This is a genomic window from Aurantivibrio infirmus, assembly GCF_054767315.1.
Genome location: NZ_BAAFSK010000004.1, coordinates 444,237 through 469,701, shown reverse-complemented (window position 1 = coordinate 469,701; position 25,465 = coordinate 444,237). Strand labels below are relative to the sequence as shown.

Annotated in this window: 22 protein-coding genes; 16 read left to right on the top strand and 6 right to left on the bottom strand. The window is 43.8% G+C overall.

From position 1 onward, the window contains the following. Window positions 1-74 precede the first annotated feature (74 nt). Entirely contained in the window at window positions 75-419 is a 345-nt protein-coding gene (locus ACYUCY_RS11565; protein WP_460226643.1) for an ArsC family reductase, read from the bottom strand. A gap of 412 nt (window positions 420-831) precedes the next feature. Here ACYUCY_RS11565 and ACYUCY_RS11560 point away from each other — a divergent pair, with 412 nt between their 5' ends. Next, a complete protein-coding gene (locus ACYUCY_RS11560; protein WP_460226642.1) occupies window positions 832-1,164 on the top strand; it encodes a hypothetical protein in 333 nt (110 codons plus the stop codon). A gap of 50 nt (window positions 1,165-1,214) precedes the next feature. On the opposite strand, the gene nth is transcribed toward ACYUCY_RS11560, so the two are convergent. The 4 genes from nth to map form a co-directional block, all read right to left on the bottom strand. After that, window positions 1,215-1,868: an endonuclease III gene (gene nth, locus ACYUCY_RS11555; RefSeq protein WP_460226641.1), complete on the bottom strand. Its 654-nt coding sequence runs from the start codon at window positions 1,866-1,868 to the stop codon at window positions 1,215-1,217. Window positions 1,869-1,879: 11 nt separating this feature from the next. Further along, complete coding sequence (gene dapC / locus ACYUCY_RS11550) at window positions 1,880-3,070, bottom strand: succinyldiaminopimelate transaminase (protein ID WP_460226640.1); 1,191 nt, start codon at window positions 3,068-3,070, stop codon at window positions 1,880-1,882. Between the two features lie 63 nt (window positions 3,071-3,133). Beyond that, a complete protein-coding gene (locus ACYUCY_RS11545; RefSeq protein WP_460226639.1) occupies window positions 3,134-5,902 on the bottom strand; it encodes a [protein-PII] uridylyltransferase in 2,769 nt (922 codons plus the stop codon). Window positions 5,903-5,914: 12 nt separating this feature from the next. Beyond that, a complete protein-coding gene (gene map / locus ACYUCY_RS11540; protein WP_460226638.1) occupies window positions 5,915-6,712 on the bottom strand; it encodes a type I methionyl aminopeptidase in 798 nt (265 codons plus the stop codon). Window positions 6,713-7,277: 565 nt separating this feature from the next. Here map and rpsB point away from each other — a divergent pair. From rpsB to rnhB, 15 genes are all read left to right on the top strand, one after another. After that, window positions 7,278-8,081, top strand: coding sequence for a 30S ribosomal protein S2 (rpsB, locus tag ACYUCY_RS11535; protein WP_460226637.1), 804 nt, complete (start codon window positions 7,278-7,280; stop codon window positions 8,079-8,081). A gap of 199 nt (window positions 8,082-8,280) precedes the next feature. Continuing rightward, window positions 8,281-9,147, top strand: a complete 867-nt coding sequence (tsf, locus tag ACYUCY_RS11530; protein WP_460226636.1) for a translation elongation factor Ts — start codon at window positions 8,281-8,283, stop codon at window positions 9,145-9,147. Between the two features lie 218 nt (window positions 9,148-9,365). Further along, a complete protein-coding gene (gene pyrH / locus ACYUCY_RS11525; protein WP_460226635.1) occupies window positions 9,366-10,103 on the top strand; it encodes a UMP kinase in 738 nt (245 codons plus the stop codon). Beyond that, window positions 10,100-10,657 carry a ribosome recycling factor gene (gene frr / locus ACYUCY_RS11520; RefSeq protein WP_460226634.1) on the top strand — a complete coding sequence of 186 codons (558 nt, stop codon included), beginning with the start codon at window positions 10,100-10,102 and terminating at the stop codon, window positions 10,655-10,657. Before pyrH ends, frr begins: the two co-directional genes overlap by 4 nt. A 53-nt stretch (window positions 10,658-10,710) precedes the next feature. Continuing rightward, window positions 10,711-11,445, top strand: a complete 735-nt coding sequence (gene uppS / locus ACYUCY_RS11515; RefSeq protein ID WP_460226633.1) for a polyprenyl diphosphate synthase — start codon at window positions 10,711-10,713, stop codon at window positions 11,443-11,445. Further along, window positions 11,438-12,292 carry a phosphatidate cytidylyltransferase gene (locus ACYUCY_RS11510; protein WP_460226632.1) on the top strand — a complete coding sequence of 285 codons (855 nt, stop codon included), beginning with the start codon at window positions 11,438-11,440 and terminating at the stop codon, window positions 12,290-12,292. The genes uppS and ACYUCY_RS11510 overlap by 8 nt, the downstream gene beginning before the upstream one ends. Before the next feature lie 6 nt (window positions 12,293-12,298). Further along, window positions 12,299-13,522 (top strand): 1-deoxy-D-xylulose-5-phosphate reductoisomerase, encoded by a 1,224-nt coding sequence (gene ispC / locus ACYUCY_RS11505; RefSeq protein WP_460226631.1) that lies wholly within the window; start codon window positions 12,299-12,301, stop codon window positions 13,520-13,522. Window positions 13,523-13,557: 35 nt separating this feature from the next. After that, window positions 13,558-14,898 carry an RIP metalloprotease RseP gene (rseP, locus tag ACYUCY_RS11500; RefSeq protein WP_460226630.1) on the top strand — a complete coding sequence of 447 codons (1,341 nt, stop codon included), beginning with the start codon at window positions 13,558-13,560 and terminating at the stop codon, window positions 14,896-14,898. 138 nt (window positions 14,899-15,036) lie between these two features. Continuing rightward, entirely contained in the window at window positions 15,037-17,628 is a 2,592-nt protein-coding gene (gene bamA / locus ACYUCY_RS11495; protein WP_460226629.1) for an outer membrane protein assembly factor BamA, read from the top strand. Window positions 17,629-17,730: 102 nt separating this feature from the next. Then, window positions 17,731-18,243, top strand: a complete 513-nt coding sequence (locus tag ACYUCY_RS11490) for an OmpH/Skp family outer membrane protein (RefSeq protein WP_460226628.1) — start codon at window positions 17,731-17,733, stop codon at window positions 18,241-18,243. An 18-nt stretch (window positions 18,244-18,261) separates the two neighbouring features. Beyond that, the gene (gene lpxD / locus ACYUCY_RS11485; protein WP_460226627.1) at window positions 18,262-19,314 is read left to right on the top strand and encodes a UDP-3-O-(3-hydroxymyristoyl)glucosamine N-acyltransferase; all 1,053 of its coding nucleotides are present in this window, start codon (window positions 18,262-18,264) and stop codon (window positions 19,312-19,314) included. A gap of 110 nt (window positions 19,315-19,424) precedes the next feature. Continuing rightward, window positions 19,425-19,874, top strand: a complete 450-nt coding sequence (gene fabZ, locus ACYUCY_RS11480) for a 3-hydroxyacyl-ACP dehydratase FabZ (RefSeq protein WP_460226626.1) — start codon at window positions 19,425-19,427, stop codon at window positions 19,872-19,874. Between the two features lie 77 nt (window positions 19,875-19,951). Further along, window positions 19,952-20,731, top strand: a complete 780-nt coding sequence (gene lpxA, locus ACYUCY_RS11475) for an acyl-ACP--UDP-N-acetylglucosamine O-acyltransferase (RefSeq protein ID WP_460226625.1) — start codon at window positions 19,952-19,954, stop codon at window positions 20,729-20,731. Window positions 20,732-20,733: 2 nt separating this feature from the next. Next, entirely contained in the window at window positions 20,734-21,891 is a 1,158-nt protein-coding gene (gene lpxB, locus ACYUCY_RS11470; protein ID WP_460226624.1) for a lipid-A-disaccharide synthase, read from the top strand. 31 nt (window positions 21,892-21,922) lie between these two features. After that, entirely contained in the window at window positions 21,923-22,600 is a 678-nt protein-coding gene (gene rnhB, locus ACYUCY_RS11465) for a ribonuclease HII (RefSeq protein ID WP_460226685.1), read from the top strand. Between the two features lie 7 nt (window positions 22,601-22,607). On the opposite strand, the gene ACYUCY_RS11460 is transcribed toward rnhB, so the two are convergent. Beyond that, window positions 22,608-25,376, bottom strand: a complete 2,769-nt coding sequence (locus ACYUCY_RS11460; protein WP_460226623.1) for a valine--tRNA ligase — start codon at window positions 25,374-25,376, stop codon at window positions 22,608-22,610. Window positions 25,377-25,465 lie beyond the last annotated feature (89 nt).

The following is a 25,465-nucleotide window of genomic DNA, read 5'->3' as shown; positions in this document are numbered from 1 at the left end:
TCCTATGCTTGAAGGTCAAAAAAAATAAAATGTAAAAGGGCTAAGGTGTAGATAATTATATTTGTGAGGCGGAGCTACGAAAAAAGTGCGAGGTACTCTTTTTCTTTAAAGCCAACCAAGGTGTCTTTTGGGGTCTCTATTAAGGGACGTTTTATAAGCGTCGGATTTTCTAGAATAAGCTCAATAGCGGATTTTTCGTCGAGCATATTTTGTTGTTTGCTACTCAGATTCTTCCACGTGGTGCTTCGTTTGTTAATGAGTTTCTCCAAACCGATTGCTGCTATCCAGGTTTTCACTTGGCTTTTTGCTAAGCCGTCGGCGCGAAAATCGTGGAATTTATAGGGTATTTCTTTCGAATTCAGCCAATTGCGCGCTTTCTTAACGGTGTCGCAATTGGGAATGCCGTACAGTGTGGTCATCGCTGTAGCCTTAATTTTGAAAGCTGGCAAGGATAGCAGATTCAGCACAGCAATTTGTAGGGACTAAGGCCAGGAAAGTAAATTAATAGTTGGCTTAGCTTCAAAAATCGTTTGGAACTTATAGCTGTTAAGCGTGGAATTGGGTGATTAGTGAGTATGGTTTGAACGCTAGACAGGTAGACTCTAGCGCCAGTACAATACCTGCTCGTTCTATGCGAACAGTCGGTGGGTGGCGTTATCTAGATCGCCGCTATATTTGAACAATTTCCTAGTTAAGAATTGAGAATTCATTCCACTTATTTAAAGTTGGGGAAGGTGAGCGGAACCTCGGGTTCTCGTGTGGTTCTCCATCATTAACTATTGATGCAGTGCTGACGTGTTTAAGGATCATAGGTAAAAGAGGTAGGGAGCAATGGAAACTTATCGAATTGTTTTTTGGGGGCAGATTTCCGAAGGGCGTAATCGTTCGGAAGTCTTGTCGGCTTTTGCGAAAACGTTCAAAGTGACTGACGCGCAACAGCTGAAGAAGTTATTTTCTGGCCGAGTCACTACATTGAAAAAGAACTTGTCTTCTGAGCATGCTCACCGTTATGTTTCCGTATTGCAAGACATGGGTTGCATTTGCAGATTAGAAAGTGAGTTTAAAGATTATTTCTTTGAAACCGAATTTAAGCAGCGAAATAGCGTAAATTTTCTGCAAAAAGAATTTGATGTTGAAACGCTAAGCCTAACCCCGAAAGAATAAGCAGCTTTAAAATCAAATCTCTACACTCACTCAAGAAGGCATAATCGCGATTATGCCTTTTTAGTAATTTTCGCACGCTTCCTATTTGGATAGCAGGTTCTACAAATTTCGCATACTCTGCCATCACACCCGCGAGCTGAACAAAATTCCCTGCCATAATAAATAAATTGTAAATGCAGCTTGTTCCAACTTTCGACAGGAAATAATCTTTTTAAATCTTTTTCTGTTTGCGCAACATTTTTCCCGTTTGTTAAACCCCAACGCTGCGCTAGTCGATGAATGTGAGTGTCGACCGGAAAGGTGGGTACGCCGAATGCCTGGCTAAGCACAACACTTGCGGTTTTATGGCCAACACCGGGTAACGATTCCAAAGCCGCCATATCGTTTGGCACCTCTCCTTTAAATTCTTTGATTAAGATCTTCGACAAATTAGAAATGGCTTTAGATTTTTGCGGTGATAGTCCGCAAGGACGGATAATCTCCTGAATCTTGGCGACTGGGATTTTAGTCATCGCCAAAGGATTATCCGCGAGTGCAAATAAAGCAGGTGTTATTTGATTGACGCGTTCGTCCGTACATTGGGCCGATAACAAGACCGCAATCAACAATGTATAGGTGTCTTGATGGTTAAGCGGAATTGGCGGTTCGGGGTAGGTGTTTTGAAGCGTTTTTAATACGTAGGCGGCGCGTTCGCTTTTTTTCATTACAGTCGTCGTCATTTGTTGATGAAGCGTAGAATTCTGTTTGCCGCCTCCATACACTCATCATGATTAGCGACGAGTGCTATTCGAACATGATCCTCTCCGGGATTTAACCCTGAAAATTCTCTGGCGATAAACCTACCGGGCAGCACCGTAATGTTTTCTTCGCTATATAAACCTTTTGTAAAACTAAGATCATCTGTCGGCGTTTTTAACCAAACATAAAAACTTGCTTCTGGGATAGTTGCAGGCAGGTGCGGTGCTAAAGCGCCGACGAAAGAAGTAAATTTTTCGCGATACAATTCTCTATTCTTCTGCACATGAATTTCGTCTTGCCAAGCTAAAGTGCTTGCGATCTGTGTAGGCATGCTCATGGCGCAACCGTGATAGGTTCGATACTGCAAAAACTTTTCGAGGATCGCAGCGTCACCAGCGGCAAAGCCTGAGCGTAACCCTGGTAAGTTAGATCGCTTTGACAGGCTATGAAAAACCACACAGCGCTCGTAATTGTCCCTGCCTAGTTTTGAACACACCTCTAGCAAGCCCACCGGTGGTTTTGTTTCATCCCTATATATCTCTGAATAACATTCGTCGCTAGCGATTATAAAATCATATTGATCTGCGAGTTCTATTAACCGTTGCAGTTGTTCTGATTGCATTACTGCGCCGGAGGGGTTGCCAGGAGAGCAGATATAAATGAGTTGGCATTGTTGCCAAATCGAAGGTTCAACACTGTCAAAATCTGGCAAATAATTATTTTCTGCCGTGCAGTTCAAAAAATGCAGGTCAGCGCCCGCTAGATAGGCCGCTCCTTCATATATCTGATAAAAAGGATTCGGAGAAACCACCAAAGGTTTGTTACTTGGGTCGATACAAGCTTGAGCAAAAGCAAACAATGCTTCACGAGTTCCATTAACCGGCAGGATCTGTTGGTCAGGGTTTATCGCGCTCAACGCGAAACGTTTTTCTAGCCAGGCAGCAATGGCTTCTCGAAGTTCGGCCGATCCTTTAGTGCTTGGGTAGGCCGAAATAGTGTCTAAATTATTCCGTAATGACTCCAACACAAACTCGGGAGGGGCGTGTTTAGGTTCGCCTATTGATAAGGAAATATGTTTAGTTTTTTCGTCGGGCTGTCGAGCCGAAGACTTTAGCGCGTTAAGTTTCTCAAAGGGGTATGCTTGAAGGCGAGCTAAGTGAGGATTCATTGATTTAGTCTATTCGGTCGATGTATTTTGGAAATCATCTTTAAATATCAATAGATGGTGAGTTTAAAACCTAAGGCTATTTTTAATATCTTCGACGTGTTCATCTAGTTGCTTGCAAATTTCTTTTTGAAGATTATCACACACGACAGGATCGCTTAGTGGTTCCCCATGTTTGTCGGCAATAAAAAAAACGTCTTCAACTCGTTCGCCTAGTGTGGAAATTTTTGCATTTAGCAATTGGATATCGTTGTCTAAGAAAATTTTACCGATACGTGCAAGTAGGCCCGGTCGGTCAGGGCTAATAACTTCTAACACCGTGTGAACACTAAGAATGTCGTTGCTGATTCGAGTTCTCGTGGGCATGGAAAAATGCTTTAGTTGACGTGGCGTCCGTCGGTTGATCGCAGTGGAATAATCATCGACTAGCGTTAGCTCTTCAAGCAATGCTTGGCGAATGTGTTCGAGTCGCGGTGCGTCATCACCGATTGGAGAACCATTTTGATCAAGAACATAAAAAGTATCGGTGGTGTAACCCGATTTTGAATGATAAATCCGAGCGTCTTGAATGTTTAAGTTGAGTTGATCTAAGCAGGTTGCAACTGCGGCGAATACATTGCGACTTTCCTTCGCACGGACAAAAATTTGCGTTGCTCCTTCGTGAAAATTGTTGATACTTTTGTCTATTAGCACGAGTGGAGAGTCGGAATTATGTTTTGAAACTGCTTCGGTATGCCAAACGATATCGAGGTAACTTTCTCGTATGAAATAGTCTTCACCCATTTCACTCCAGATCGCTCTTGCTTGCTCTTCGCTAAAGCCCCTTCGTGATAATTTGTGGAGTGCAGCAGCTTGGGTTTCTTCTATGAGGTCTTGTTTGTCAACGGTATTTTCAAGGCCGCGACGTAATGCACGTTTGGTTTCCAAATAAAGTTGGCGAAGAAGGCTGGCGCGCCAGCTGTTCCATATGTCGGGGTTGGTTGCATTCATGTCAGCGACAGTTAATGCATATAAATAATCCAGATGCATTTGATCGCCGATTTCAAGGGCGAAGTTATGAATAACTTCGGGATCGGAAATGTCTTGTTTTTGGGATACAGAAGACATGAACAAATGTTTTTCAACCAGCCAGCAAACGAGTCGAGTTTCGCGTTTGGATATACCGTGGGCGAGACAAAATTTTTCGGCGTCTACTGCACCGAGAACTGAGTGATCACCGCCACGCCCTTTGGCAATGTCGTGATAAAGACCTGCAATATAAAGTAAGTCTTGGCGGGGAATACGTTTCATAATGTGGGCCGCGACAGGAAACTCTTCTTCGGCACCTGGATGACGAAATTGCCGTAAAAATTTTACGACTAATAAGGTATGAGCATCTACGGTGTAAATGTGAAATAGATCGTGCTGCATTTGCCCGGTGACGCGGCCAAATTCAGGAAGGTAGCGGCCTAGAATTCCATATCGTTTCATGCGCTTTAGTTGAGTCACTAATCCGTGAGGACAACGCAATAACCGCATAAAAAGTTTGATATTTTTTGAGTCAGCACGAAAGTCATCATTGACTCGCACTTGGTTTTCTCGAATTAGCCGAATCGTTGAAGCTCTAGGCCCTTTGATTTTTGGGTCGCGACTCATTAATACAAAAATTTCTAACAGTGCCGAGGGGTATTCTTCAAAAATCGTTGGGCGAGTGACTTCGATGTAATCATCGAGCAATTGGAATCGATCATTAATTGGCGAAACTTTTTTGTCTAAGCCTTTTTGTAGGATTGCTTCATCTAGGAACTGTAAAAGCACATCGTTTAGTTCGCCTAGTGCAAGAGCAATGCGGTAGTATTTATGCATGAATTGTTCGATCGCTAGCCTACGATCATTGTCTTTGTAGCCAAATTGATTGGCGAGCTGCAATTGAAATTCAAACAGTAAGCGTTCTTCCGGGCGATCGGCGAGCATGTGTAAGCCGTAACGAACTCGCCATAAATACTCTTCGCCAGTTCTCAGTATTGTGTATTCTTCATCAGTAAAAAAACCACGGCCTTGTAATTCACGTAAGGTTCTTACACCGAAGAAGCGTTTAGCGACCCAGTTTATTGTTTGGATATCACGTAAGCCGCCAGGCGCATTCTTGATGTTGGGTTCAAGATTGTATTCGGTGTCGTTATGTTTGCTGTGGCGTTGAGTTTGCTCGGTAAGTTTTGCTCTAAAAAATTCATCGGCTGGCCACATGTGTGCTGGCGAAGTTAATTCTATTAATCGCTGACGAAGCGTGTCGGCCCCAACTATTGTTCTGCATTCCATTAAGTTGGTTGCAACCGTAATGTCTTCCCGAGCGATGTCTAAACACTGTTGTACTGTACGAACGCTTTGGCCAATCTCTAAGCCAATATCCCACAATAAAGTGATAAATCCTTCAATGCTATCTTTGTGGTTTTGCGTGTCTTCGTTGTCAAGTAAGATGAGCAAATCAATGTCTGAATGAGGGTGCAGTTCGCCGCGCCCATAACCACCAACGCCAATTAAGCTAACGGGGGTACATGCCTCATCTTGCCAATTAAAAAGATGCCAGGCGTAGTGCAGAATACAATCGACAAAAGAAGCGCGTTCATAAACTAGGGTGCGAATATCTTCGCCTTCTTCAAAGCGACGATTAAATTGTGTGTTGGCAGCATTGATCGCATCTTTAAACACGACAATATGGTTGTTATCACCCAGTGACTGGCGAAATTTATTTTGATCAAAGAAAAATAACGGGCGCCCAAAATTAGGAATACTCTCGAGAGTATTTTTATTCGCGAATTCATTTTTGTTGTTTGATTGAGGTTCGGCGGGATTCATGAAGATGTTTACTTAGCTCGCCGTATTGTGAATTGCAGGATTAAAAAAGGGCTCGTCTTGTCTTGCGGTAAGCACTTCGACGCCATCACTGGTTACTGCCATGGTATGTTCCCATTGTGCAGAGAGACGTCCGTCTTTTGTTTCAACAGTCCAGCCATCACGCTTTAATTTTGTTTGCGGTTTTCCAGCATTGATCATTGGCTCTATCGTAAATGTCATGCCTTCTTCAAGAACTAGCCCTGTACCCGGTTTACCGTAATGCATAACTTGAGGTTCTTCGTGGAAAATTCTGCCTATGCCGTGGCCGCAATAATCGCGCACAACCGAATAATAATTACTCTCGGCGTATTGTTGAATGACGTGGCCGATATCGCCCAAGGTCGCGCCGGGTTTAACAATTTCAATCCCTTTGTATAAACATTCTTGAGTGATCTGAACTAGGCGTTGGGTGTGGGGAGCGGCTTCGCCCACGAAAAACATATGGCTAGTGTCACCATGGAAGCCGTCGTAAATTAAAGTGACATCGATATTAATAATGTCTCCTGACTTTAAAATTTTGCTTTCAGAGGGAATGCCATGGCAAACCACCTGATTAACTGAGGTGCAAATCGCCTTTGGGAAGCCTCGGTAACCAATGCATGCTGAAATCGCCCCTTGGTCCAGGATCATTTGATTGCAAATTTCGTCTAACTTTGCGGTGCTAACTCCCGGCACCACGAATTCTCCAATCTGCTCTAGGACTTTAGCTGCCATGCGGCCAACTACGCGCATTTTTTGGATGTCTTCTGGGGTCTTTATCGATACAGGCATAATTTAAGGCAGTTTCTTGTTTTTCGTTTCTTGGGTTCTACTTTGAGTGTGATTGGCGGGTGTGTTTCCCAGTAAGCGCTTGATATCACTTCAATCAGTGTAGGCTTGATCAATCGAAGTGGGGCATTGTAAACCAGTCTTTTACTAAAAGATGCATTCAGTCAAATGCTTGAGTCGCCAGATCGATTTTGCTGACTTAGCTTGAATTGTTTGCAGAGCTGTAATTTAAATGTTTTATAAATGCTCATTGTTTTGTAACTCATTGAAATATATACATAATATTGAAAAGACTGGATCTTCGCTCGACAAGAACTGCTTTATCACTTCACGTATATATGGTATAAAGCGCGCGCCGAAAAACAAGTCGGCAAATAACAGGCGGCGGGCTGGCAAGTAATCCCTTATGGATTATCGGTAAATCTGGCCGCTTAATTTTTTAATGAATGTCACACATATACCGTCACGTGTATCTGGGTGCTCGTCATTTGAGTCAGTCAAAGGCTCTGAGAAGCGGGTTGATGCATGGGGTGTATGGAGGCCTAACCCATACAATTAGGAAACGACTATGACTACCGTAAGCATGAGAGATATGCTTCAGGCGGGTGTGCACTTTGGGCACCAAACCCGTTACTGGAACCCTAAAATGTCCAACTTCATTTTTGGGGCACGCAATAAAATCCATATCATTAATTTGGAACACACTGTTCCAGCCTTCAACGAAGCACTAGCCATTGTCACTAAGATGGCAGCTCAGAAAAAGAAGATTCTTTTTGTGGGTACCAAAAGAGCTGCGCAAAAAATTGTTCAAGAGCAAGCAGAACGATCTGGCCAGCCTTTCGTTAGCCACCGTTGGTTAGGCGGTATGTTGACCAACTATAAAACTATTCGTGGTTCAATTAAGCGTTTCCGCGATTTAGAAGCGCAAAGTAAAGATGGCACCTTTGAGTTGCTCACCAAAAGAGAAGCGTTAACGCGCACACGCACTATGGAAAAGCTGGAGCGTTCGATTGGTGGTATTAAGGACATTGGCGGCTTGCCAGATATCTTATTTATCGTTGATGTTGAGCATGAGCGAATTGCCATTCAAGAAGCGAATAAATTAGGCATTCCTGTTATTGGTATCGTCGATACTAATAGTGATCCCAGTGGCGTAGATTATGTCATTCCTGGCAATGACGACTCAATTCGCGCTATTAAATTGTATGTATCGGCTATCGCGGACGCTTGCATCGAAGGTGCCCAGTCTGGTCAAACTGTAGTTGCTAGCAAAAAAGATGAATTCGTTGAAGTTCAAGAAGACGCAGTAGCCGAAGTGAAAGCCGATAGCGAAACTGGCGGTGATGAAGCCGCAGAAGTTAAGGCGGACTAGTTAGTATCCCGGTTTAGAAATTAAAGGGGCAAATTAGCCCCTTTTTTTTCAATGCAGCTTAAGAATGTTAGATGTATTCCTTCAAGTGAAAAATTCTAGAGCGTATTTGTTGGTCTGCAAATCAGTGTAAATACCTCTTACTGTAAACATGTTACGTTTTATCAAATTAATTTATTAACGATTGAGTGAGGATTAAATCATGGCGGCTATTTCAGCTTCGATGGTAAAAGAACTGCGTGAGCGCACAGGGTTAGGCATGATGGAATGCAAGAAAGCATTAGTCGAATCCGATGGCGATATCGAATTAGCGATTGAGACAATGCGCAAAGAAAGTGGACTTAAAGCGGCAAAGAAAGCGGATCGAACTGCTGCTGATGGTGTTGTCGCAATTCAATTGGCAGACGATGCAAGTTGCGGTGTGCTTGTTGAAGTAAATAGTGAAACAGATTTCGTTGCTAGGGATGATAATTTCTTGGGTTTCGTTAATACAGTCACCGAGAAAGTATTCGCTGATAAGCAAACTGATATTGCCGCTCTGATGGAAGGTGAGCTTGAGACTCAGCGCCAGGCATTAGTGCAAAAAATTGGTGAGAACATAGGTGTTCGTAGAGCAGAGATTATTGAATCAGGAATCGTTGGTGGTTACGTCCATTCAAATAATCGAATTGCCGTTTTGGTTCAGCTCGAAGGTGGAAATGCAGAGTTGGCGAAAGATGTAGCCATGCATATAGCTGCGGTTAATCCGCAGGTGTTAAACCCTTCAGATATGCCGGAAGAGGTGGTCAACGCGGAAAAAGATATTATTAAGGCGCAGCCTGATATGGCAGGTAAGCCTGAAGAAATCGTTGAGAAGATGATGCTGGGGCGAATCAACAAATTCTTAAAAGAAAATAGTTTGACTGAGCAGGCTTTCATTAAAGATCCCGATGTTACTGTTGGAAAGCTCGTGAAGAACGCGGGCGCAACAATTTTGGGTTTCAAGCGTTTTGAAGTTGGCGAAGGTATTGAGAAGGCTGAAGTTGACTTTGCAGCGGAAGTTGCTGCGCAAGTTAACGCAACTAAATAAGCCTTTAAGGTATTAGCAATATTTAGTGTCGATGTTTCTGCTGGTGTTTGGCGAAACCTCTGAACAAGCTGCGGAAATTTTTTCAATAAAATTGATGCAGCTTTTTGTGTATTCGGAATAGCAGTTTTATGTTTTTGTGGTGGCAAATGTTGGTCGTCATTGAGCTTAATTTTGCTGAACACCATTGTGAATTGTAGTTTTAAATTGGAGCCTTAAGTATGCCGAACACGCGCGATAAGAAATATAAACGAATTCTTTTGAAGCTCAGTGGTGAAGAATTAATGGGCTCTGAGGGATTTGGAATAGATCCAAAAGTCTTGGACAAAATGGCATTAGAAATTGGTCAGCTAGTTGGAATCGGTGTTCAAGTTGGCTTAGTTATTGGTGGCGGTAATCTTTTCCGGGGCGCGGCTTTAAATGCGGCAGGCCTCGATCGAGTGACTGGCGATCATATGGGAATGTTGGCAACGGTAATGAATGCTTTGGCAATGAGAGATGCCTTAGAACGTTCGAATATTTCTTCTCGGGTTATGTCGGCGATTCCGATGAGCGGTATCGTTGAGCACTATGATCGCCGTCGCGCGACTCGATTTCTAAGTGGCGGTGAGGTTGTAATTTTCGCTGCGGGAACTGGCAATCCTTTTTTTACTACAGACTCTGCGGCTTGTTTGCGTGGCATTGAAGTTGAGGCCGATATCGTATTGAAGGCGACTAAAGTTGATGGCGTTTACGATTCTGACCCAATGAAAAACCCTGACGCGAAGAAGTACGATCATCTTACCTATGACTATATTCTTGAAAATAAATTAGGCGTTATGGATTTAACCGCGATTTGTTTGTGCAGTGAGCATTCGATGCCGCTTCGCGTTTTTAAAATGGACAAGGCTGGTGCACTTTTAAATATTGTTGTTGGATCCGATGAAGGCACATTAGTTAACGAGGGGAATGAATCATGATTAATGAAATTAAGGCTGAAGCTGAAGCTCGAATGAAAAAATCATTGGAGTCGCTCGCTGTTCACTTTAATAAAATCCGCACTGGTCGAGCGCACCCGAGTATTTTGGATGGCTTGACGGTTTCGTTTTATGGAACGGAAACGCCTTTAAATCAGGTGGGTAATGTCACAGTCGAAGATGCAAGAACCTTGGCGATTTCCCCCTGGGAGAAAGCAATGGTGCCAGAAATTGAAAAAGCCATTATGAAATCAGATCTCGGTTTAAATCCTTCTACCAATGGCGGTTTGATTCGAGTGCCGATGCCTGCATTGACCGAGGAAACTCGCAAAGGTTTTATCAAGCAGGCGCGTTCAGAGGCTGAGACGGGTCGCGTATCAATTCGAAACGTAAGACGGGATGCTATCGCACAAGTTAAAGATTTATTGAAAGAAAAAGAAATTAGTGAAGATGAAGATCGTAAGGCGCAAGACGAGATTCAAAAAATCACCGATAAATATGTTGAGATGGTTGATAAAAGCTTGGCTCAAAAAGAAACTGATTTGATGGAAGTGTAGGATGCAGTTCTTTTTTCTGATTGGTGAAACACCTCTTATAGCTGGTGCCCAAAGTGAGTGAAGCGAATAAGTTGCGACATATTGCGATTATTATGGACGGTAATAATCGCTGGGCAAAAAAACGCGGGATGATTAACTTTAACGGTCATAAAGCTGGCGTTGAGCGTATCCGTGACATGATGACAATCTGTAGAGATGAGGGCATTGAGGCGCTCACTTTATTTGCTTTTAGTAGTGAAAATTGGAGTCGACCAAAGCGAGAGGTCGACGCTTTGATGAGTTTGTTTCACACCTATCTCAGTAAAGAGTCTCCTCGCTTAAAAGAAGAAGGTATTCGTTTGCGTGTAATTGGCGGTCGTGAACGTTTTAGCGCAAAAATCCTATCCGCGATTGAAAAAGCGGAAAACTTAACGGCCGAAGGTACGACAGATTTGGTGATCGCGGCTGATTACGGTGGTAAGTGGGATATTACAAATGCTTGCCGAGAGATAGCTATTAAAGTTGCGCAGGGAAAGTTGACGTCTGAAGATGTTGATGAAGACCTAGTGGAAAGTTTTATGTCCCTCGCCGATCTCTCTCCTCCCGATTTGCTGATTAGAACTGGTGGCGAATATCGCATCAGTAATTTCTTGTTGTGGCAAACCGCTTATGCTGAATTGTATTTTAGCGAAAAACTTTGGCCAGATTTTTCTGAGCAGGATTTGCATGCGGCAATCGCCGAATATAATCGCCGTCAACGGCGCTTTGGGTTAACCGGCGATCAAGTGAAAGGTGTGCAAGGTGCTTAAGCAGAGAGTCGTCACCGGTGTGATTATGGCGGCGATAGTTCTCGCGGCAATTTTTTATTTACCGAGCCCGATTTTTATTTTGATTGCAGCACTAATTGTTTCCATTGGCGCTTGGGAGTGGTCTCGTCTTGCAAGCTACGAGGGAGTTGCGCGCTATCTTTTTGTTTTTGTATTCGCAGTAATATTAGTCGTTATCTTTTGGTTCTCTGGATTGGCGAGTTCAGTGCTTAGTTCAAGTGATGCAGAACTTTTAAAAGACAATACTCTTGCGATTGTGTTTATCGCTAGCCTGTGGTGGTTGGTTGCGTTATTTCTTGTTAAACAATATCCCGCTGCTAGCGGACTTTGGTCGAAACAATGGCAGCAAACAATCATCGGCGTGCTTGTATTGCTGCCGACTTGGGCCTCTTTGGTTTTCTTGCGACTTCAAGAACAAGGCCAGTGGCTGATCGTGGTTTTGATTATGTGTGTGGTGTGTGCCGATACTGGCGCATATTTTTTTGGTCGTAAATGGGGGCGAAATAAATTGGCCGCTTCGGTAAGTCCGGGAAAATCTAAAGAGGGTTTTTATGGTGGCTTATTCACGAGTATTGTTTTTGCCATTATTCTAATTTTTTCTTTAGGAGTTGAAGCGAATAATTGGTGGTTATTGCTGTTAATTGTCGTTGCGAGTTTGGCATCTGTTCTTGGCGATTTGGTTGAGAGTATGTTTAAGCGGCAGCGCGGTATTAAAGATAGCGGCGCGATACTGCCTGGACATGGAGGAGTGCTTGATCGCCTCGATAGCTTAACCGCAGCCGCGCCAGTATTTGTCTTGCTTTATATTCTCAGCGGCTGGCGTTTGTAGGTCCGTATGCCGCAATTCGATCCCACTTTACGTCATCCCATCCCCGGCAAGGTCACGCGTTCGATTACCATTCTTGGTTCGACCGGTTCAATAGGTGTGAGCACCTTGGATGTGGTGGCCTTGCACCCTGAAAAATTTTCCGTTTTTGCCCTCAGTGCGAATACGCAATGCGAACTCATGTTACAGCAGTGCATGGCATTTAGGCCCCAATATGCGGTTATGCGCTGTGCGGATGCTGCGAGCAAGCTAAGCTCTTTGTTAAAACAACAGGGCAGCGAGACGGCAGTGTTAAGTGGCGAAGAGGGTTTAGTTCAGGTTGCTAGCGCCCAGGAAGTAGACACTGTAATGGCTGCTATTGTTGGAGCGGCCGGGCTAACGCCAGCTCTCGCAGCGGTTTCTGCGGGTAAAAAAATATTGTTGGCGAATAAAGAATCATTGGTGATGGCGGGTGCATTATTCATGGAAGCTGTCATCGAGCATGACGCTACGCTTTTGCCTATCGATAGCGAGCACAATGCGATTTTTCAGTGCCTTCCCACCAATTATTCCTCCTTTCAAGCTAGCGGCTTAACGCGCATTATTTTGACCGGGTCCGGTGGCCCATTTCGGACTTTGCCACTATCGGAATTTGCCAATATAAGGCCCGAGGACGCATGCAAACACCCCAATTGGTCCATGGGCCAAAAGATATCGGTTGATTCCGCGACAATGATGAATAAAGGTTTGGAATTCATTGAGGCCTCGTGGCTGTTTGGTGCCTCCAAACAGGATATTGAAGTTGTTATCCATCCCCAGAGTATTGTCCATTCCATGGTAGAGTACGCCGATGGCTCCATCTTGGCGCAGCTGGGTAATCCGGATATGCGCACTCCTATCGCCCAGGCATTGGCGTGGCCAGAGCGCATTGAATCGGGTGTGGGTCCTTTGGATTTAGTCGGCATGGGCCCCTTAGAGTTTTATGCCCCTGATTTGGATCGCTTCCCATGTCTTAATTTGGCCATTGAGACAGCTGGGCGTACAGATACTTCGCAGGTCGTGCTGAATGCAGCGAATGAGGTTGCGGTTGCTGCTTTTCTAGCGGGTCAAATTGACTATTCGGCCATCTCCGTAGTCATTGAGAAAACGCTAGGCAAGGCACAGTTGGTTGAACCGACATCAATTGAAGTGGTCAAAGCCGCAGATTTTGATGCCAGGATATTGGCTCAAGAACTGATAGAATGCGCCAGCTGATAGGCGGGCATCTAGAAATGAGAGTGAAGTAGAGAATGGTAGTTGGTTTGCAAACAGTGTTTTGGTTTTTGGTGGCATTGACCATTCTTGTGACCATTCACGAATTTGGACATTTTTATGTTGCGCGTCGCTGTGGCGTAAAGGTTTTGCGCTTTTCCATTGGCTTTGGAAAGCCTCTGTATTCTTGGTGGAGTCCCTCGGGTACTGAATTTTGTATTGCGCCAATTCCCATTGGTGGCTACGTAAAAATGTTGGACGCGCGCGAAGGCGATGTTCCTGCCGCAGACATGCCCTATGAATTCACTAATAAAAAGCTATGGCAGCGCATGGCCATCTTGTTTGCTGGCCCGATTGCGAATTTGATATTGGCGGTTTTGCTTTATTGGATTATTTTAATTCCCAGTTCTTTGCAGCCAATTCCTTTTGTTGGGAAAGTAGAGCCTGGGTCAATTGCGGCGGCAGCGGGACTGCGAGAAGGTCAAGAAATTATCGCGATTGATGGCGTTGCAACACCAACGCAAAGAGATGTTGTTCGTCGGTTGGTCGAAAGAATAGGGGAGACTGGCGAAATAACTTTCACGGTAAAGTATACCGATTCAGACCTGCAGTACACCTCCGCCGCCAACATCGACAATTGGTTGAGAGGAGAAAAGCAGCCAGACTTGCTCGGTGGTTTGGGTTTGCGCTTCTATGATCCACCCGAAGTGATTGTGGGGAGGGTGGTAGAGGGTAGCCCGGCAGAACAAAGCGGCTTTCAGCTAAATGATCGTATTCTTTTTGCTGATGATGTCGCGGTTGAAGATTGGCAGTATTGGGTAAATTATATTTCCGAACGTCCCGATCAAACTATTCGTGTCGAATTAATTAGAGAGGGTGAGGAGTTACAGATTGATGTGACCCCGAAAAAAATAATAGACGACTCTGGATTGGAGCGCGCCCAAATTGGAATGGGGTTAAAGGTTGACGATAAATACTTGCGCAACTATCAATATTCCCTACCTGGCGCGTTTGTCGAAGCGGTTGGAGAAACTTGGGATAATTGTGCGTTGGTTGTAATGTCGGTTAAAAAATTGTTAACCGGTGAGCTATCGGTAAAAAGCTTAAACGGCCATATAAAAATTGCTCAGGTAGCACGATCTCATGCGGAAGCCGGACCAATTACTTTTGTCGCGTTTTTAGCCTTTTTCAGTGTTAGTTTGGGAGTGTTTAATTTGTTTCCCATTCCGCCTCTAGATGGCGGTCATATTTTATATTTTTCTATTGAGGCGCTTAAAGGCAGTCCATTGTCAGAGCGGGTTCAATTGTTTGGTTTTCAGGTGGGCTTGGTTTTAGTGGTCGGCGTTATGTTGTTGGCCCTGTATAACGACGTTACCTGATAAAGCTTTATTTTTTCAAGAGATTAAAAGAGTAAAATATTAAAAATAATGAAAGAGTGTCAAATAACATCGCCCAATTCAGTCGTTTTAAATTAGGCAAAATTCCGTATTAATTAATTAGCGTAGAAAGAAATTATTATGAAGCAAAAGTATTGCTTGTTTGTCCTTTTATTTTGTTGTTCTTTTTTTGCTTATGGGCAAAATGATTCTGCGGAATTTCTTGTCAATGATATCCGAGTAGAGGGGCTGCAGCGTGTTTCTTCGGGCACTGTTTTTGCGGCTTTACCCATCGCGCCGGGCGATGTTGTTTCTATGCGTAGCATAGGTATGGCAACGCGAGAACTTTTTAAAACGGGTCTGTTCGATAATATTGAGATCGGCCGTGAAGGTGGTGTGCTGGTTGTTAGTTTAGTTGAGCTTCCTGCTGTAAGTGCCATTACCATCGAAGGTAACAAGGCGATTAAGACAGATGATTTGCTGAGTAGTATGAGAGACAACGGTTTATCTGAAGGGCAAATTTTCAAGCGTGCTACCCTCGAGGGATTGGCGCAAGGCCTCGAGCGCGAATACGTTTCAAGAGGTCGTTACGGTGCATCGGTTAAAACAGAGGTCATTAAGCGCCCGCAGAATCAAGTGAGCTTAAATGTAACTGTTGACGAAGGTAAAGAAGCGCGTGTTCGGCACGTTAATATTGTCGGCAATTCTGCATTTAGCGACGAAGAATTACTCGACCTTTTTGAAATGCAATCCACGGGTTGGTTGTCGTGGATGAATGGCAATGATAAATATTCTAGCGAGAAACTTACCGGGGATATCGATCGACTTGAATCCTATTATTTGGATCGCGGTTATCTTGAGTTCGGAATTAATTCGGCACCGGTTTCAATCAGCCCAGATAAACGCTCTGTTTATATCACCATCAATATTGTTGAAGGTGAATCGTTTAAAGTAAAAGAAATTAATTTAGCAGGTGATCCAATACTGCCGGAAGAAGAAGTACGAAAACTAATCTTGTTGCAGAAAGATAAAACATTTTCGCAATTGTTAATGACAACTAGTTCCGAGTTTATAACTCAACGCCTGGGCAATGAAGGTTATACCTTTGCTGAAACGAATGGTAGTACGACACTCAATCGCGAAGATAAAACCGTTGATGTCACTTTTTTTATTGATCCTGCAAAACGGGCTTATGTTAGAAGGATCGAGTTTAAAGGTAATTCATATACCAGTGATGAAGTGTTGCGACGTGAAATGACGCAAATGGAAGCGGGCTCTGCATCGACCGCGCATATTGAAAATTCGAAAAATCGTCTATTGCAAACCGGTTATTTTAAAGGTGTTGAAGTTGAAACGACTGAGGTGCCCGGAACCGATGACCAGATTGATGTGGAATACTCAGTTGAGGAACAATCGACTGCAGGTATTCAGTTTCAGTTGGGATACTCAGATGCTTATAAAACTGTGATTGGCGTCGACTTAACGCATAACAATTGGCGTGGTAGCGGCAAACAAGTTTCAATTGGCGTTAACAGCAATTCCTTTCAAAAGACCGCAAATTTCAGTTATGTTGATCCCTATTTTACAGCAGACGGTGTTAGCCGTGGTTTTAGTGTTTTTTATCAAGAGCGAGATTTTGATGAAGTCGGCGTCTCCAATTTCGCAACTAATCGATTAGGCGGTAGCATATCGTTCGGTTATCCGATCGCGGAGCGAGAACGACTTAACTTTAGTCTCGGTTATAGTCGAATCAATATTGAAGTGGGGCGATTTGCAGTCCAGGAAATTTTAGGAAGCCCGCGACTAGAAGAATTTGTTCCTCGGCAATACTTAACGGAGACGGATTTTTTAGATACTTCGGGATATGCTCCAGTGGTATTTGGCGACAATGATCCTGCGTTGGTAGCAAGCCCCGAGGGCTTTATTGATTTGCATGGTGATAGTTTTGATAATTTTACTTTTAGTTTAGGTTGGCTTCAGCGCAAACTTAATCGAGGCGTTTTGGCGACCCGCGGATCTGAGCAGCGATTAACTTTTGAATTATCTATTCCTGGCGGTGATTTGGAATATTATAAATTTGTTTACGAGGGCCAATATTTCAAACCGCTGACGGAAAACCTAACATTACGATTGCGGACTAAGTTGGGGTATGCCGGAGCCTATGGCGACACGGTGGATGTTCCTTTCTTTGAACATTTCTTCGCGGGTGGTTTTGGCTCCATTCGCGGTTTTGAAAAGTATTCACTTGGCCCAAGAAGTACCCCTGCTGAAATTTACAATGTTAGTTTGGTGGACCTCAATAATGATGGCAATATCACCATCGATGAGCAGCTCTATGTACTTTGTGAGAATGGATCAGCGGCAACCTGTGCAACTAGTCCGAATGGGAAATTGGCAACAAATATTCCTGGTAGGACAGATGACCCCTTTGGCGGGAACGTTCTCATTGAGGCTAGCGCCGAAGTGATTTTTCCATTACCCTTCATCAAAGATCAAAGAGACGTACAGTCGGCTTTCTTTATTGACGCGGGGGGTGTTTTTGACACCGAATGTGGGGAGCTTCAGCTAAACTGCTTGGATGTTGGTTTTGATGGTTTGAGTGCATCGTTCGGGATTGGCTTAACTTGGATCAATGGTTTTGCTCCGATGACCTTTAGTATCGCAAAGCCCATTCAAGAAACGATTTTTGACGATACTAAGTTTTTCCAATTCACCTTGGGAACAGCGTTTTAAAGCACTTGTTTTTTTTAATTTAGTTTTGAAAAAATTACGCTTAGATAAATTTAAAAGCGAATAACACAATATTATTTACATTAAAAAGTGGAGTACAGAAAAGTGAAAAAATTAACCTTGGTATTAATGACCTTCGTTTTTGTAAGCATGCCAGCTTTGGCGTTTGCTGAAGGTAGAGTCGCAGTTTTTAATCTTCAAGCGGCGATCATCAATACAGATGCAGCGCAAGTGAAAATTAAAGCGTTTCAGGAAAATGCAGAATTTGCTGAAATGAAAGCAAAGTACGAAAGTATCATCGCTGAATTGCAAAAAATGGATCAAGATGAGAAAACAAATGGTGTGACTTGGGCGCAAGATAAAAAAATCGAGCACCGTAAGCAAATGGATTACAAGCGCGCCGATTTAGAAAATGAAGCGAAAAAATTAAAAAATGAAAATGATCGTTTCCTTCAAGGTATCTTGCAAGAAAGTGCTCAGTCAGCACAGGCTGTTGTGCAAGAGCTTATCAAATCTGAAGGTATCGGCCTTATCTTGAATGCCGAGGCTGTTGTGTTTGCCGATAGTTCTTACGATATTACGGCGAAAATTACTGATCGTTTGAATAAAGCCAAATAAATTAGCTTGGTGCAGTCTGTGTCTACAGACAAAATGAAGTCATGGTCGCTAGTTGAGTTAGCCGAGTTTGTTGGCGCTCAGCTAAGCGGTGATGGTGAAATTGAAATTACTGGTATCGCAACTTTGCAGGATGCCGACTCTTCTCAGTTAGCCTTTCTTTCAAATCCCCTCTATCGATCTCAGCTAAAAACTACTCAAGCTGGCGCAGTTATTATGACAAAAGAATGCGCTGAAGGGTTTTCGGGCAACGCTCTGCTAATTGAGAATCCTTATTATGCTTATGCGCGATTGACATCGGTGTTTTTGCAATCACAAGATTCTGCAGCACAGCAAAAAGCAACGTGTATTGCGGCAACAGCTGTCGTGGCAGAAGATGTAAAAGTTGGCGTAGGTTCTGCTATCGGCCCAAATTCAGTCATCGAAGCAAATGTTCAGATAGGTGATGGTGTTACGATTGGCGCTGGATGTTTTATTGGTGCGGACACAATAATTGGGGCGGAGACTCGCATTTATGCCAATGTTTCGATTTATGAAAAAATCAGCATTGGTGAGCGTTGTGTTTTTCACAGTGGAGTCGTAATAGGAGCAGATGGATTTGGGTTTGCACCTCACGACAATGGTTGGGAAAAAATCCATCATTTATCGTCGGTGAGAATTGGTGATGATGTTGAGCTGGGCGCAAATACCTGTGTTGATCGCGGCGCTTTAACCGATACAGTTATCGGCAATGGTGTCAAAGTCGATAACCTGGTTCAAATTGCACATAACGTTAAAATTGGTCAGCACACAGTGATTGCAGGATCTTCGGCCATCGCAGGTAGTACAGAGATTGGCGAGCGCTGTATGATTGGTGGTGGTGTGGGTATTGTTGGGCATTTATCGATTGCTGACGGTGTGACTATCACGGCAAGAACCTTGGTGACGAAATCCATCAAGTCGGCGGGCTCCTATTCTTCTGGTTCTCCTTTAATGCCCTCGTCCGATTGGCGGAAGAGCGCTGTTCGCTTTTCACAGCTTGATGAAATCAGTCATCGTTTGAAAAAATTAGAAAATAACGCTGAAAAAAAATAAAAATAACCGTGCTTATCTGGGCACATTTGGTTGAGTGTGGGACAATGCCCTCCCTTGGGCCTTAGCCAATTGGGCTAATATTGAATTAATTCTAACGTTTCGAGATTCATATGACTGAAGTGCTAATGGATGTAACAGAAATAAAAAAATATTTGCCACATCGTTATCCCTTTTTATTGGTAGATCGTGTTGTCGATTTAGTTAAAGGGGAATCGATAGTCGCATATAAAAATATTACGACTAATGAGGAGGTGTTTAATGGACACTTTCCGCAGGCACCAATTTTCCCTGGGGTGATGATTATCGAAGCGTTGGCGCAGGTGTCGGGTATCCTTGGTTTCAAAACGATGGATAAAACACCTGAGGATGGTTCGGTGTATTTGTTTGCCGGCGCAGATAATGTCCGATTCCGCCGTCAGGTAATTCCTGGTGATAGACTTCAGTTGGAGTCGCGCGTTATGTCAAAAAAAAGTGGTATTTGGAAGTTTGAATGTGAGGCCTCAGTCGATGGGCAGCGCGTTGCGAGCGCTACAATTCTGTGTGCTGATCGAAAAGTCTAGTCAGTGGTTAACCAAGAAAAAAATTTAATTAATAATTTTTTTTACAACTATGTTTTTAACCTATTCAGAAGTAAACAATGTCGGAATTGATAGATCCAAGAGCGATAATTGATCCATCTGCGAAGCTGGCCGATGATGTTTCGGTGGGCCCGTGGTCTATTATTGGGGCTAACGTTGAAATTGGCGCTGGCACTAAAATAGAATCCCACGTTGTTATCAAAGGTCCAACGGTACTGGGTTGCAATAATCATGTTTTTCAATTTTCAACCATTGGTGAAGCAACTCCCGATTTAAAATATAAGGATGAACCGACCACCTTGGTTGTTGGCGACAACAATGTATTTCGCGAAGGTGTGACAATACACCGTGGTACCGTCCAAGATAGAGGCGAAACAACAATCGGCAATCACAACTTGTTGATGGCCTATGTTCATGTTGGCCATGACTCTGTCATTGGAAATCATTGTATTCTCGTTAATAATGTCGCGATCGCAGGACACGTTTGGGTTGGTGATTACGCTCAGTTGAGTGGTTACACTTTGGTTCATCAATTCTGCCAAATCGGTGCCCATAGTTTTACCGCGATGGGAACGGCGGTTGGCAAAGATATTCCAGCCTATGTCATGGTTACGGGTAATCCCGCAGCGGCCAAAGGCATTAATAATGAAGGCTTGAAACGTCGTGGTTTTAGCAAAGACGACCAAGCGGCAGTGAGTAAAGCGTTTAAAGTTATTTATCGACGAGGATTCACCCTCGATCAAGCAAAAGCAGAGTTAGAGGTTCTCGCTCAAACCTGCCCCGCCATTACCCCGCTTCTCGAATCCCTACAATCTTCCAAACGCGGTATTGTTCGATAACAATGTCGGCACTTTTATCCGAACGTAATCTACGGATAGGAATGGTGGCCGGAGAAATGTCTGGCGATTTGTTGGGGGCCGGTTTAATTAAGGCAATTAAAAAAATTCACCCCGGTGCCATTTTCGAAGGCATCGGCGGCGAGAAAATGATTGCAGAAGGATTTAACTCTCTCGCAGATCAAGAACGTTTAGCGGTAATGGGCTTTGTCGCACCTCTAAAACGTTTGCCGGAATTATTAAAGATTCGCAAACGTATCGTGAATCATTTTCTCTCCGATCCTCCAGACGTCTTTATTGGTATTGACTCCACAGGATTTAATATTCCGATTGAAAGAAAGTTTAAGCAAGCAGGGATTAAATCGGTTCACTATGTCAGCCCGCAAATTTGGGCATGGCGGCAAGGGCGAGTCCATAAAATAGCGAAGTCTGTCAATTTGATGCTGACGCTATTTCCATTCGAAGCGAAGTTTTATCAAGAGCACGATGTGCCGGTGACTTTTGTCGGTCATACCTTGGCAGACACGATTCCTTTGGAGTCAGATAAAGTGGAGGCGCGTCGACTGTTAAATCTTGACCCCGATAAAAAATTAATTGCTCTCTTGCCGGGTAGTCGAAAAAGTGAAGTTGAATTACTTGGTGGCGAGTTTCTCGCCGCTGCACAATTCTGCTTGTCAAAAATCCCTGAGCTGAGTTTTATAATTCCCGCCGCCAATCAACAGCGCTATAGTCAAATCGAAAAACAACTTCAAAAACATTCTGATCTTCCGGTTAAATTAATTTTGGCTCAATCACATCAAGCGATGTCAGCAGCTGATGTTGTGTTGATGGCTTCCGGAACGACGACACTAGAAGCGTTGCTGCTGAAAAAGCCGATGGTGGTTGCGTATAAGTTTCCTGCCTTGAGTTATGCCATTTATTCGAGGCTGTTGAAAATTCCTCATATCGCGTTACCGAATATTCTCGCTGGGCGCGAATTGGTACCGGAATTAATCCAAGACAAGGTTTCTGCTGAATCCTTAGGTCGTGCTTTATTGAAATATTTTGAAGATCCGGAGCTGACAAATCATTTGCGGCAGGAGTATTTAAACATCCACCAACAATTAAAGCGCAATGCCAGTGAGCGTGCGGCTGAAGCGATACTCGATTTGATAGCGTCTTAGCGTCTAGTTGGCTTCAGGTATTCAATGGCAAATTGCTCGATTTAACCGAAAAATGAAAAATAAGATGGAAAAACAGCCCGCGAGATCATTGCAAGGTAAACCTTTCTTAAGTCAGTACCAAGGTGAATTATTCGCTGGTGTCGACGAGGTCGGACGAGGACCTTTGGCTGGTGATGTTGTTGCCGCTGCAGTCATTCTTGATCCGAATAATTCGATCGATGGTTTGGCGGATTCCAAAGCGCTTTCTGAAAGAAAACGCGAAACATTATTTCCACTTATTCAAGAGCGAGCCCTGAGTTGGTGTGTTGCGAGAGCCAGTGTTGCAGAAATCGATGAGCTGAATATTTTGCAGGCGAGTTTACTGGCGATGAAAAGAGCAGTGGAGGGTTTGGCTATACAGCCTGAACATGTACTGGTTGACGGCAATAAAATTCCTCGCTGGAACTATTCAGCGGAAGCGGTAATAAAAGGGGATAGTCGCGTAGCTGCGATTGCGGCGGCGTCGATTTTAGCAAAAGTCGTTCGCGATCGTGAGATGGTAGCGTTTGAACAACAATACCCTGGCTATGGCTTGTCGCAACACAAAGGTTATCCCACCAAGTTTCATCTTGAGGCTTTAGCTCAGTTGGGTGTGTCGGATATTCATCGACGATCGTTTGCGCCAGTACGCAATGCCCTGGCGCTTGCAAAAGAGGTCGCTGATGAATAAAGCTACTTTAGTCTTCTAAATTTTTAATTTTTTCTAGTTGCGCTTCTAAGCGAGAAATAGCCGAGCTGAGATCGGCCATTTTAGCTTTTTCTTTCGCCACTACTGCTGCTGGTGCATTGTCGACAAACTTCCCATTGCTGAGCTTGCCTTCGACTCGCGATAAATCTTGCTTTTGTTTGTCGATATCTTTCTGTAAGCGTTTTGCTTCGGCCTTGGTATCGATCAATCCAGCCATGGGCACTAAAATTTCTAATTCACCTACTAGGGTGGTTGCGGACAAGGGCTCGTCGTCGCCGGCACTCAGCCAGGTGATGGATTCAAGATTCGCTAGCTTAGATAAGTACTGCGAATTTTCGTCAACTCGACGTTTATCTTCCGCGTCTCCGAGTTTGCAAATAATCGGCAGTTGTTTTTTCTCCGCCAGTTGCATTTCACCGCGAATATTTCGAATGCCGACAACAAATTTTTTCACCCATTCAATATCGCTATTTGCTTGCTGATCGACTTTCGCTTCTTCAAATGACGGGTAGGGCGCATGCATGATCGTTGAACCCTGGGCGCCCGCTTTATCTTTAATAAGCTGCCAAATTTCTTCGGTGATATAGGGCATCAGTGGATGAGCAAGCCGAAGAATGTTTTCGAGGATTAATAATAAAGTTTGGCGCGTTCCTTGTTTTAATGCCTCGTCAGCATTTTCGTCCCATAGAACAGGCTTAGATAATTCTAAGTACCAGTCACAATATTCGTTCCAAACGAATTCATAGAGAGATTGGCTCGCAATATCGAAGCGGTAGTTGTCAATGGCGTCGTTGACATCTTTCGCTGCTTGTTGAAAGCGGGAAATTATCCAGCGATCAACCAGTGATAGTTCAACTTTTTCTGATTTATCGTAGTTGTAGTTTTCGCAATTCATTAAGACATAGCGCGCGGCATTCCAAATTTTATTGCAGAAGTTTCGAAACCCTTCGATTCGACCCACATCAAAATTAATGTCGCGGCTACGGGAGGCTAATGAATAAAAAGTGTAGCGTAAGGCATCGGTTCCGTAAGCTTCTATGCCATTTGGAAATTCCTTGCGCGTTTGTTTTTCAATTTTTTCGCGTAAGCGCGGCACCATCATGCCGGAACTTCTTTTCGCGACCAGTGCTTCCAAATCAATACCATCAATCATGTCGATCGGGTCAAGTACGTTGCCTTGTGCTTTCGACATTTTTTTGCCGTGGCTATCTCTTACCATGCCAGTGCAGTAAACGGTTTTGAAAGGAATTTCTTTGCGAAAATGCAGCGTCATCATAATCATGCGCGCTACCCAAAAGAAAATAATGTCGTAGCCGGTGACAAGTACGTTGGTTGGGTGAAAGGTTTCTAATTCTTTAGTTTGTTCGGGCCATCCCAAGGTGCCGAAAGTCCAGAGTCCAGAAGAAAACCACGTATCGAGAACGTCTTCGTCTTGCTTTAAAACGGTTTCTTCGGGGAGTGAATGTTTTTCACGAACCTCTGCTTCATTTTTACCGACATAAATATTACCGTCGTTGTCGTACCATGCCGGAATTCGATGTCCCCACCACAACTGCCGAGAAATGCACCAGTCTTGAATGTCTCGCATCCAAGAGAAATACATATTTTCATAATTTTTAGGCACAAATTGTATGTCACCATCTTCGACAACCTTGATCGCTTCTTCCGCGAGAGGTTTGGTTTTTACATACCATTGAAACGTTAGATAGGGTTCGATGACAACGCCACTGCGATCACCGCGGGGGATTTTTAAGGTGTGGGGTTCAATTTTTTCGAGTAAATTAAGCGCGTCTAAATCTTCAATAATTTTCTTGCGTGCATCAAAGCGATCCATACCACGATATGCTGTGGGCACATCATCATTTAACTTTGCATCGATGGTAAAAATATTATGCATTGGCAAGTCGTGGCGTAAACCCATTTCATAATCGTTAAAGTCGTGGGCAGGTGTAATTTTTACGCAACCGCTGCCGAAATCTTTGTCGACATAATCATCGGCAATAATTGGCACTTCACGATCAGTCAAAGGTAACACGATGGATTTACCAATAAGATGTTTATAACGCTCGTCTTCAGGGTGTACCGCGACGGCGGAATCACCGAGCACGGTTTCCGGCCGAGTGGTGGCAACAACTAAATAATCTTTGGAATCTTTAATGGGGTAACGCAAATGCCAAAGGTGACCTTCTTCCTCTTCGGAAATAACTTCTAAGTCAGAAATTGCGGTATGAAATTTGGGATCCCAATTGACTAAACGTTTGCCGCGATAAATCAAGCCTTCATCGTAAAGTCGAATAAAGACTTCTTGGACAGCATGATAAAAACCATCATCCATAGTGAAACGTTCGCGGGTCCAATCGGCCGAGGCGCCAAGACGACGAAGCTGTTGAATAATTTGCCCGCCAGATTCTTGTTTCCATTCCCAGACTTTTTCGGTGAATTTTTCTCGGCCTAAGTCGTGTCGAGTGATGCCTTTTGCATCGAGCTGTCTCTCGACAACCATTTGTGTGGCGATACCTGCGTGATCGGTACCGACTTGCCACAAAGTGTTGGAGCCCTTCATACGTTGATAGCGAATCAGTGCGTCCATGATTGCATTTTGAAAACCATGGCCCATATGCAAACTGCCGGTCACATTGGGTGGTGGAATCATGATGCAATAGGGATCACCGGAGCCGCTTGGTGCAAAATCGCCATTCTTCTCCCACTCTGAGTACCATTTGGATTCAATGGATTGTGGGTCGTATGTTTTTTCCATGATTGAGAGCTACTTTATGGTTATTTGGTTATGGTTACTTGTTTATGGTTAGGTGTTTATGGCTACTTGAGCATAGGCTCATTGGCCTG

Bases quoted from the DNA above. Each gene is read 5' to 3' on its own strand.
- lpxA (WP_460226625.1), top strand. From the start codon at position 19,952: ATGTCGGAATTGATAGATCCAAGAGCGATAATTGATCCATCTGCGAAG.
- tsf (WP_460226636.1), top strand. From the start codon at position 8,281: ATGGCGGCTATTTCAGCTTCGATGGTAAAAGAACTGCGTGAGCGCACA.
- bamA (WP_460226629.1), top strand. From the start codon at position 15,037: ATGAAGCAAAAGTATTGCTTGTTTGTCCTTTTATTTTGTTGTTCTTTT.
- ACYUCY_RS11565 (WP_460226643.1), bottom strand. From the start codon at position 419: ATGACCACACTGTACGGCATTCCCAATTGCGACACCGTTAAGAAAGCG.
- ACYUCY_RS11560 (WP_460226642.1), top strand. From the start codon at position 832: ATGGAAACTTATCGAATTGTTTTTTGGGGGCAGATTTCCGAAGGGCGT.
- rseP (WP_460226630.1), top strand. From the start codon at position 13,558: ATGGTAGTTGGTTTGCAAACAGTGTTTTGGTTTTTGGTGGCATTGACC.
- frr (WP_460226634.1), top strand. From the start codon at position 10,100: ATGATTAATGAAATTAAGGCTGAAGCTGAAGCTCGAATGAAAAAATCA.
- fabZ (WP_460226626.1), top strand. From the start codon at position 19,425: ATGACTGAAGTGCTAATGGATGTAACAGAAATAAAAAAATATTTGCCA.
- lpxB (WP_460226624.1), top strand. From the start codon at position 20,734: ATGTCGGCACTTTTATCCGAACGTAATCTACGGATAGGAATGGTGGCC.
- map (WP_460226638.1), bottom strand. From the start codon at position 6,712: ATGCCTGTATCGATAAAGACCCCAGAAGACATCCAAAAAATGCGCGTA.
- pyrH (WP_460226635.1), top strand. From the start codon at position 9,366: ATGCCGAACACGCGCGATAAGAAATATAAACGAATTCTTTTGAAGCTC.
- ispC (WP_460226631.1), top strand. From the start codon at position 12,299: ATGCCGCAATTCGATCCCACTTTACGTCATCCCATCCCCGGCAAGGTC.
- dapC (WP_460226640.1), bottom strand. From the start codon at position 3,070: ATGAATCCTCACTTAGCTCGCCTTCAAGCATACCCCTTTGAGAAACTT.
- ACYUCY_RS11460 (WP_460226623.1), bottom strand. From the start codon at position 25,376: ATGGAAAAAACATACGACCCACAATCCATTGAATCCAAATGGTACTCA.
- ACYUCY_RS11545 (WP_460226639.1), bottom strand. From the start codon at position 5,902: ATGAATCCCGCCGAACCTCAATCAAACAACAAAAATGAATTCGCGAAT.
- nth (WP_460226641.1), bottom strand. From the start codon at position 1,868: ATGAAAAAAAGCGAACGCGCCGCCTACGTATTAAAAACGCTTCAAAAC.
- rpsB (WP_460226637.1), top strand. From the start codon at position 7,278: ATGACTACCGTAAGCATGAGAGATATGCTTCAGGCGGGTGTGCACTTT.